The 9,192-nt window shown below is 72.2% G+C and carries 7 protein-coding genes; 5 read left to right on the top strand and 2 right to left on the bottom strand.

Annotation, left to right across the window (positions count from 1 at the left end):
* Positions 1-167 precede the first annotated feature (167 nt).
* From ND747_RS28740 to dmpI, 4 genes are all read left to right on the top strand, one after another.
* Positions 168-1,055, top strand: a complete 888-nt coding sequence (locus tag ND747_RS28740) for an NAD kinase (RefSeq protein WP_251737391.1) — start codon at positions 168-170, stop codon at positions 1,053-1,055.
* Between the two features lie 151 nt (positions 1,056-1,206).
* Positions 1,207-2,961, top strand: a complete 1,755-nt coding sequence (gene recN, locus ND747_RS28745; RefSeq protein WP_251737397.1) for a DNA repair protein RecN — start codon at positions 1,207-1,209, stop codon at positions 2,959-2,961.
* Between the two features lie 23 nt (positions 2,962-2,984).
* Complete coding sequence (locus tag ND747_RS28750; RefSeq protein WP_251737392.1) at positions 2,985-3,929, top strand: LysR family transcriptional regulator; 945 nt, start codon at positions 2,985-2,987, stop codon at positions 3,927-3,929.
* A gap of 149 nt (positions 3,930-4,078) precedes the next feature.
* A complete protein-coding gene (gene dmpI / locus ND747_RS28755) occupies positions 4,079-4,261 on the top strand; it encodes a 4-oxalocrotonate tautomerase DmpI (RefSeq protein WP_251737393.1) in 183 nt (60 codons plus the stop codon).
* 59 nt (positions 4,262-4,320) lie between these two features.
* Here the strand turns inward: dmpI and ND747_RS28760 are convergent, their stop codons facing one another.
* Complete coding sequence (locus tag ND747_RS28760) at positions 4,321-5,175, bottom strand: alpha/beta fold hydrolase (RefSeq protein WP_251737394.1); 855 nt, start codon at positions 5,173-5,175, stop codon at positions 4,321-4,323.
* 265 nt (positions 5,176-5,440) lie between these two features.
* A complete protein-coding gene (locus ND747_RS28765) occupies positions 5,441-6,979 on the bottom strand; it encodes an MFS transporter (protein ID WP_251737395.1) in 1,539 nt (512 codons plus the stop codon).
* 379 nt (positions 6,980-7,358) lie between these two features.
* On the opposite strand from ND747_RS28765, the gene ND747_RS28770 reads away from it, so the two are divergent.
* On the top strand, positions 7,359-9,192 hold a 1,834-nt coding region (locus tag ND747_RS28770), incomplete at its 3' end, for a CTP synthase (protein WP_251737396.1).

Below are 9,192 nucleotides of genomic sequence, written 5' to 3' on the forward strand. Positions count from 1 at the left end.
GTCGAGTACCTGCTGTGGCTGACCGCCGGCGCCCCACCGCTCGACCTGGCCGACCTGACCGCCGCGATCGCCGCCGGCCCGGCCGGCCTCCCCGCGGATCCGGCGGAGCCCGCGAGTTCTGCGCCCCATGCGCCGACCGCGTCGCACGCCCGGCCCGGAGCCGGCGCATGACGCGGGAGGTGCTCCTGGTCACCCATCCGCGCCGCTCGGTGGTGCGCGACAGTGCCCAACAGGTCATCGAGGGGCTGACCAGCGCGGGAGTCAGCCCGCGGGTGCTGCGCGACGAGGCCGCCCAGCTCGATCTCACCGGCGCCCGGGTCGTCCCGCACGACGCGGACGCCGCGGTCGGGGTGGAACTGGTCGTCGTCCTCGGCGGGGACGGCAGCCTGCTGCGCGGCGCCGAGTTCGCCCGCACCGCCGACGTTCCCCTGCTCGGCGTCAACCTCGGGCACGTCGGGTTCCTCGCCGAGGCCGAACCCGACGCGCTCACATCCACCATCGACCATGTGGTCCGCAAGGACTACACGGTCGAGGACCGGATGACCGTCGACGTCACCGTCCGCCGGCACGGAACACTGCTCTACACCGGCTGGGCACTCAACGAGATGTCGCTGGAGAAGGCCGAACGGGCCCGGATGCTCGAGTGCGTCCTGGAGATCGACGGACGTCCGCTGTCGCGCTGGGGCTGCGACGGGGTGATCTGCTCGACGCCGACCGGGTCGACGGCGTACGCGTTCTCCGTCGGCGGGCCGGTGATGTGGCCGGGAGTGGAGGCGCTGCTGGTCGCGCCGATCAGCGCGCACGCCCTGTTCGCCCGGCCGCTGGTGCTCGCGCCGAGTGCCACCGTCGCCGTCGAGGTGCTCGAACCGGTGCCCGCCGTGCTGTACTGCGACGGACGGCGGCTGGTCGAGGTGCCGTCGCAGTCACGGGTCGAGGTGGTCTGCGGGGGACGGCCGGTGCGCCTCGCGGTGGTGCATCCCCGGCCGTTCACCGACCGGCTCGTGGCCAAGTTCGACCTGCCGGTCGCCGGCTGGCGCGGCCGTTCCGAACGCTGAGCCGGGGCGTCGGGAAACGGCGTCGGGAAAGAGCGTCCCGAACGCCGAGCGAAGCGGGCGGGGGGCACGGGACATCCAAGGATGTCGGGCATTGCGGGTGTCGGACAGTGAGGATGTCGGGGAATGCGGTGGTGCGGCTAGAGTTCGGGGCGTGCTCGAGGAGATTCGCATCCGCGGCCTCGGGGTCATCGACGACGCCGCCCTCGACCTCGCCGCCGGCCTCACCGTGGTCAGCGGCGAGACCGGCGCGGGCAAAACCATGATCGTCCAGGGGTTGGGGCTGCTCACCGGCGGGCGGGCCGACTACGGGCTGATCCGGCCCGGGGTCGAGCGGGCGTTCGTCGAGGGGCGCCTGGTCATCCCGCTCGACTCCGGCGTGGCCGCCCGGGTCCGCGAGGCCGGCGGTGATCTCGACGAGGACCCCGGCGGCGCCGTGCTCGTCCTCGGGCGGACGCTGAGCGCCGAGGGCCGCTCCCGGGCGCAGGTCGCCGGCCGGTCGGTGCCGGCGAGTCTGCTCGGTGAGATCGCCGAGGACCTCATCGCCGTCCACGGCCAGTCCGAGGCGCAGCGGCTGCTGCGCCCGTCCACCCAGCGTGACGCGCTCGACCGGTTCGCCGGCGAGACGGTTGCGAAACCCCGCTCGCGCTACGCGGCGGTGTACGCGGAACTCGCCCGGGTCAGTCGGGCCCTCACCGAGATCACCGAGCGCTCCCGGGAACGCGAGCAGGAGGCCGAACTGCTGCGCATCGGCCTGGCCGAGGTGGAACGGGTCGAGCCCGATCCCGGCGAGGACGTCACCCTCGCCGCCGAACTGAGCCGGCTCGAACACGCCGAGACGCTGGTCCGCGCCGCCCGCACCGCCCATGCGGCCCTGCTCAGCGACCCGGCGTCGGGCTCCGACGAGCCTGGCGGGGTCGACCTGGTCTCCGTTGCCCGGCGGGTCATCGACGGTGACGCCGACCTCGACCCCGAACTCGCCGCGCTCGGTGCCCGCCTCACCGAGATCGGGATGCTGCTGACCGATCTCGCCGCCGACCTTGTCTCCTACGCCGAGGGCATCGATGCCGACCCCGTCCGCCTCGCCGACGCCCAGGACCGCAAGGCCGCTCTGACCAGCCTGACCCGCGCCCACGGCACCGACATCGACGGCGTGCTCGCCTGGGCCGACCAGGCCGGGCGTCGGCTGCTCGAACTCGACGGCAGCGCCGAGTCCGTCGAGTCCCTCACCGCCCGCCGCGACGAGCTGATCACCGAGCTTGCCGGTCTCGCCGCCGAGGTCAGCGCCGCCCGCCTCGCCGCCGCCGACCGTTTCGGCGAGGCCGTCGCCGCCGAACTCGCCGGCCTCGCCATGCCCCGCGCCCGCGTCCAGGCCGCCGTCTCCCAGCGCGATGACCCCGCCGGCCTGCCTCTGGACGCCCGCACCGTCGCCTATGGGCCGTCCGGGGTGGACGACGTGGAGCTGCGGCTCGTCCCGCATCCGGGGGCCCCCGCCCGGCCGGTGCACAAGGGCGCCTCCGGCGGTGAGCTCTCCCGGGTGATGCTCGCGATCGAGGTGGTGCTCGCCGCGGCCGACACCGGATCCACCATGGTCTTCGACGAGGTCGACGCCGGCGTCGGTGGGCGTGCCGCCGTCGAGATCGGCCGGCGCCTGGCCCGCCTCGCCCGCACCCACCAGGTCATCTGCATCACCCACCTGCCGCAGGTCGCCGCGTTCGCCGACCGCCACCTCGTCGTGCACAAGGCCGACGACGGCTCGGTCACCCGCAGCGGCGTGATCACCCTGGACGACGCCGGCCGGGTCCGTGAGCTGTCCCGGATGCTCGCCGGCCAGGAGAACAGCTCCCTGGCCCGCGGCCACGCCGAGGAACTCCTCGCTGCCGCCGCCGCCGACAAGGCCCGGCCCTGATCACCCGGCCCTGATCACCCGACATGGAGCTGCGCCAGCTGCGCTACGTCGTCGCCGTGGCGGAGGAGGGGCACTTCGGCCGGGCCGCCGAGCGGCTGTGCACCGGGCAGCCGGCGGTCAGTCAGCAGGTGCGCCGCCTAGAACGTGAGCTCGGCATCGACCTGTTCGACCGCACCCCACGCGGGGTGCGGCTGACCGCCGCCGGTGAGCTCTTCCTGCCCGAGGCCCGCGCGGTCCTCGCCGCCCAGGATCGGGCGCGGGCGGTGGCGGCCCAGCTCGCCGGCGAATACACCGGGACGCTACGGCTGGGTACCAGCCGGGGCCTCGGCGAGCGGCTGGCCGCCGTCCTCGAACGGCTGCGGTGGCGCGCTCCGCATCTGGAGGTCGAGCTGGTCGCGGCGCCGACCCGGGCGCGGCTGGACCAGGTTGCTGCCGGCACGCTGGATGCCACCTTCCTGCGCGGCACGGACGGGGGCGCCGCCTGCCGGGCCATCAAGGTGTGGGAGGACCCGCTGGTCGTCGCCCTGCCGGCCCGCCACGAACTCGCCACCAGCCCCAGCTCCGACTCCGGTGTCGACTCCGGTGTCGACTCCGGTGTCGACTCCGGTGTTGAGCTTGCCGACCTTGCCGGCCTGCCGCTGCGCCTCGTGCCCCGGGCGCGTAACCCCGTCCTGGTGGATCTGGTCCTGCACGCCTGCCGCGACGCCGGCTTCCAGCCGGTGCCGAGCCCGCTGACCGGCACTACCCTCGAGGACACCCTGGCCGCCATCGGCGCGGGCACCCCCGCCTGGACCGTCCTGTACGCGGCGCACGCCCACGCGCTGAACGCCCCGCGGGTGGCCTTCCGAACGCCGCGTGGGACTCGGCTGTCGGTGCCGACCACCCTGTGCGTGCGCGCCACCGCTGCGACGCCGTACCTGTCGCTCCTGCTGGACGCCTGTGCCGCCGCTGACCATCACGATTCGTGATACCGACCAGCGCCGAACGCGTCTGTGCGGGTGGCCGCGACCGGAGTGAGCTGATACCTGCACCGGCCGCAGCTGGCCGGCCGCCGGCGCCCGATGCGACCGCGTCCCGCCGGCCTGGACAGCAGTTCGTTCACGACAGGAGATTCGCCATGCCGATCGTCACCGTGCAGCAGGGCCCGCGCGACATCGAGCTCAAGCGCCAGCTCGTCCGGCGCATCACCGACGCCTTCGTCGACACCCTCCAGCTCCCGGCCGAAACCGTCCAGGTGTGGATCCAGGAGGTGCCCACCGACAGCTGGGCGATCGCCGGAAAGCTCACCGCCGACGCGTAACCGCCCGCCGGGGCCGTGGCCAGGCGCCGACCTCGCCTGCCGACCGCCATCGCCGCGGATCAGCGATGGCGGTCGAGGAACCCTCGAACGGCGTCGGCGACCAGGCCGGGCGCGGTGGCGGTGACGAAGTGGTTCTGCCCGGGTAGAACCACCTGCTGGGCCTGCGGCAGGGCCTGCGCGAGTGCGTTCATGGTTTCCGGCAGCGGTGCCCAGGAATCGGCCCCGCCCAACACCAGCGTTGGTGTTCGGACGGCGGACCAGCGGAGGATGTCCTCGCTGTCGGCGGCCATGGCCTCGAGGTCGTGCCGCAACGCGCGCAGGCCCGAGTCCAACCCGGCATCGACTTCCTCGGTGGTCCTGGCATCGACGTCGGTCCTGGCATCGGCGTCGGCGAAGGCAGCCAGGATTGCCGACGGGACGCGCGCGACGCGGCGTGCGAACAGCAGAGCGGCGCCCTGGTGGTCACCGGCCTCGAGGAGCGCCGTGAACTGGCCGACAATGGGGGCCAGCTGCTGGCCGGCGGCGAACAACGGTGGCTCGAACAGGCTGAGAGTGGCCAACGCATCCGGTTCCGCGAGTGCGGCATGCAGGGCGAGAGTCGCCCCGTAGGAAGCGCCCACCAGATGCGGTCGGCGACCCGAGTATGCCTGCGCGGCGGCCAGCACCGCGATCACGTCGGGAACCTCGGCACCGAACGTGTTGACGTGTTCCGGTGCATCGCTGGGGGCATGCCCGCGCCGGGCCATCAGCCAGCAGCCGAAGGCATCGCCGAGGCCCTCGGCGACCGGCTGCAGGGACTCCAGCCCGCCGTTGGACCCGTGCACCAGCACCACCGGCACGCCCGCAGCAGTACCGACCCGTCGTACCGCGATCCTGGTCCCGTCCGCCGTGGTGACCTGCCCGTCTGTTGTCACACCCCGCCGATCCGTCACCGACTGACCTTCTCATGCCCCAGGAGGGTGCACGAGCAGAACCAGACGCCGCCACCGGACTACCGCTCACCCTGAGCATGCGCACCCGCCACTCGGAGATCACGATCCTTGGAAGGGGTCTGATCTTGCCGGCTGGCGGATGCGCCTTACGTCCCGACCCACGACCATGCCGGATCACCGCACGTCGTTACCGATCGCAGCCGAGTATGCGACGAGGTCGACGTCGCCGACGCTGGACCGGGTCGTCCTACCGATGGGCCGTGGCGCGGCCGGGCTCAGCGGAGGTCGGGGCGTCCTTGTCGGTGGGCCCGGTACCGGGCGCCAGGTCGGTGCGTCCGGCCCGGACGAGCACGGCGGCGATGACAGCAGCCAGGAAAATCATGGCGCTACTGCCGGCGAACGCGATCACGTAGCCGTGGACCTGGGCGTGTGCGGTCAGGCTGGCCGCGTCCATCGAGGTGTGGTGGGCGGTGTAGTTCGAGACCTCCCGGGTGAAGAAGCTGCTGATCAGGGCGAGCCCAAGGGCCCCGCCGACCTGCTGGGTGGCGTTGATCGTGGCGCTGGCCACCCCGGCGTCGTGGTCCGCCACGCCGAGCAGGGCCGTGCTCGCCACCGTGGTGAACGTCAGCCCCAGGCCCAACCCGAACAGGATGAGTGCGGGCAGCACTTCGGCCACGTAGTGGCTGTGCACTCCGATGCGGGTGAGCAGCAGGAGGCCGGCGCCGGAGACGGCCGCGCCGGACGCGAGGAAGAGACGGGGGCCGGTCCGTACGAGTAGCCGGCTGACAAGCCCCGCAGCCAGGAAGACGGCTGCGGAGACGGGGAGGTTGGCCGCCCCGGCCCGGATCGGGCTGTACCCGAGGGTGCTCTGGAGATAGAAGGACAGGTAGAGGAAGCAACCCAGAATTCCGGCTCCCATCAGGAGGGAGACCAGGTAGCTGCCGCCTCGGTTGCGATCGACCACGATGCGCGGCGGCAGCAGTGGATGGGCCGTGCGTCCCTCGGTCAGGGCGAACAGGACGAGCAGGACGGCGCCACCGCTGGACAGCGCGATCGCCTGCCCCGAGGACCACCCGTCCTCGCCGGCCTTCGTGAACCCGTAGACCAGTGCCGCGGTGCCGGTCACGGCCAGGACCGTGCCGACGAGGTCGTACCGGGTGTCGCCGTGCGCCCGGCTCTCCCGCAGCAGGGGCACGGCCGCCAGGGAGCCGAGCACCGCGATCGGCACGTTCACCAACAGGCACCACCGCCAGGTCGCGTATTCGGTCAGTACGCCGCCGAGCATCAGGCCGACGGCCGCGCCGCCTGCGGTGATGCCTCCGTAGACGGCGAACGCCGTCGCTCGTTCCTTCGCCTCGGTGAAGGTGACGGTGAGCAGGGCCAGCGCCGCAGGTGCAAGCAGTGCGGCGAACACGCCCTGCAGCGCGCGGGCGCCGAAGAGCATGGCTGCGTTCTGGGCACATCCGCCGAGGGCCGAGGCCGCCGCGAATCCGACCATGCCGATGATGAAGATTCGCTTGCGGCCCTGGAAGTCCGCGACGCGACCGCCGAGCAGCAGCAACGCGCCGAAGGTCAGCGCGTAGGCGGTGACGGCCCACTGCTGGTTGGCGGTGCTGATGTCGAGCGCATGGGCGGCGTCGGGAAGGGCGACGTTCACGATGGTGTTGTCCAGCACCACCATCAGCTGGGCGACCGCGATGAGGGCAAGTACCCACCACCGCCGCGTGGATTCCTGTTCGGCGTGCAGCTGTCCTGCCGTGGGCTGTTCTGCCGTGAACGTGGACACGCTCTACTCCTGGCGTGAGCTCGAAATCCTCGAGATGTCAACAGGCTGCGTCGGCGTGGGGCGCGAACAGGCGCGCGTCGCGGTGGGTTCCGCCCTGTGGTGCTGCTCGTGGTCCTCGGTCACGGTTCTCTCGCTGCTGCGTCCGACGCCTCATCGATCTCGGTACGAAACGGTATCGTACCCGACCTTGGCCGGGAAGGACCCTGAGCGGGGCGAGCTGGCGCCGGGGTGGTCGGAGGGGTCCTGCGTCCACGCGTCCGGGTGCGGGCCGGCAGCGCCATCGCACCCGCTGCCTGAGGCAGGTCACCGGCGAGCTGTTACCGTGAAGTCCCGTGGAGACGCCGGGTCCGGACCGGCGGCGTGACCACGGGAGTTTCGTGTGGGCCAGTCGCATGTCACCAAGCACATCTTCGTCACCGGCGGGGTCGCATCCAGCCTCGGCAAGGGGCTGACAGCCTCCAGCCTGGGTCGGCTGCTGAAGGCTCGTGGTCTGCGCGTCACGATGCAGAAGCTCGATCCATACCTCAACGTCGACCCGGGCACGATGAACCCGTTCCAGCACGGGGAGGTGTTCGTCACCGACGACGGCGCCGAAACCGACCTGGACATCGGTCACTACGAGCGGTTCCTCGACGTCAACCTGGACAGCAGCGCGAACGTCACCACCGGCCAGGTGTACTCGGCGGTGATCGCCCGCGAGCGGCGCGGGGAGTACCTCGGGCAGACGGTGCAGGTCGTCCCGCACATCACCGATGAGATCAAGGATCGGATCCGCCGGCTGGCCGGTGACCAGGTCGATGTGGTCATCACCGAGGTCGGCGGCACGGTGGGCGACATCGAGTCGCTGCCGTACCTGGAGGCGATCCGGCAGGTCCGCCACGAGGTGGGCCGGGACAACGCGCTGACCGTCCATGTGAGCCTCGTGCCGTATCTCGCGCCGTCGGGGGAGCTCAAGACCAAGCCGACGCAGCATTCGGTGGCGGCGCTGCGCAGCATCGGCCTGCAGCCGGACGCGGTGGTGTGCCGGTCGGACCGGCCACTGCCCGACGCGCTGAAGAAGAAGATCGCGCTGATGTGCGACGTCGACGACGAGGCGGTCGTGGGCGCGCCGGATGCGAGCTCGATCTACGACATCCCGCGGGTGCTGCACCGGGAGGGGCTCGACGCCTACGTGGTGCGCCGCCTGGGGCTGTCGTTCCGCGACGTTGACTGGACCGAGTGGGACACCCTGCTGCGCCGCGTGCACCAGCCGGCGAACACGGTGACGATCGGCATCGTCGGCAAGTACGTCGACCTGCCGGACGCCTATCTGTCGGTCACCGAGGCGCTGCGGGCCGGTGCGTTCGCCACCGACACCCGGGTGGAGCTGCGCTGGATCACCTCGGACGAGTGTGACTCGCCGCAGCAGGCCGCGACGCTGCTGCACGGCGTCGACGGGATCATCGTGCCCGGCGGGTTCGGGATCCGCGGCATCGAGGGCAAGCTGAGCGCGCTGCGCCACGCCCGGGAGAACCGGATCCCGACCCTGGGCATCTGCCTGGGCCTGCAGTGCATGGTGATCGAGGCGGCCCGCAACCTCGCGGGTCTGGCGGGAGCGAACTCCACCGAGTTCGAGCCGGCCACCGACAACCCGGTCATCTCGACGATGGCCGATCAGCACGACGTCGTCGCCGGCACGAAGGACATGGGCGGGACGATGCGCCTCGGGCTGTACACCTGCGTGCTGGGCGCCGGCACCATCGCGCGGCACGAGTACGGCGCCGCCGAGGTGGACGAGCGGCACCGCCACCGCTACGAGGTCAACAACGACTACCGTGACCGGCTGGCGGCGGCCGGGCTGGTGTTCTCGGGGACCTCGCCCGACGGCCGGCTGGTGGAGGTCGTCGAACTGCCCGTGGACGTGCACCCGTACTACGTCGGTACGCAGGCGCATCCGGAGTTCCGGTCCCGGCCGACCCGGGCCCATCCGCTGTTCCGCGGCCTGGTCGCCGCGGCCCTGCTGCACGCGGACCGTCGCCGCGGCGTCCTGCCGGTGGAACTGCCCGTCGGGCTGCCCGCGGAGCCTGCCGTCGAACCGTTCACCGAGTCGGCGGCGGGGGGGGGGGGGGGGGGCGGGGGGGGCCCCCCCCCCCCCCCGCGCCCGGCGCCCGGCGCAAATCGAAAGGGAGATCCGATGACCGAGCGTGCCTATCACTGCCCGGTGGAGGTGACCC

It is taken from the genome of Frankia sp. R82 (assembly GCF_023716925.1).
Taxonomy (GTDB): Bacteria; Actinomycetota; Actinomycetes; order Frankiales; family Frankiaceae; genus Frankia.

Excerpts from the sequence above, each read along its gene's own strand:
- ND747_RS28740 (WP_251737391.1), top strand. The coding sequence starts at position 168 with ATGACGCGGGAGGTGCTCCTGGTCACCCATCCGCGCCGCTCGGTGGTG.
- ND747_RS28750 (WP_251737392.1), top strand. The coding sequence starts at position 2,985 with ATGGAGCTGCGCCAGCTGCGCTACGTCGTCGCCGTGGCGGAGGAGGGG.
- dmpI (WP_251737393.1), top strand. The coding sequence starts at position 4,079 with ATGCCGATCGTCACCGTGCAGCAGGGCCCGCGCGACATCGAGCTCAAG.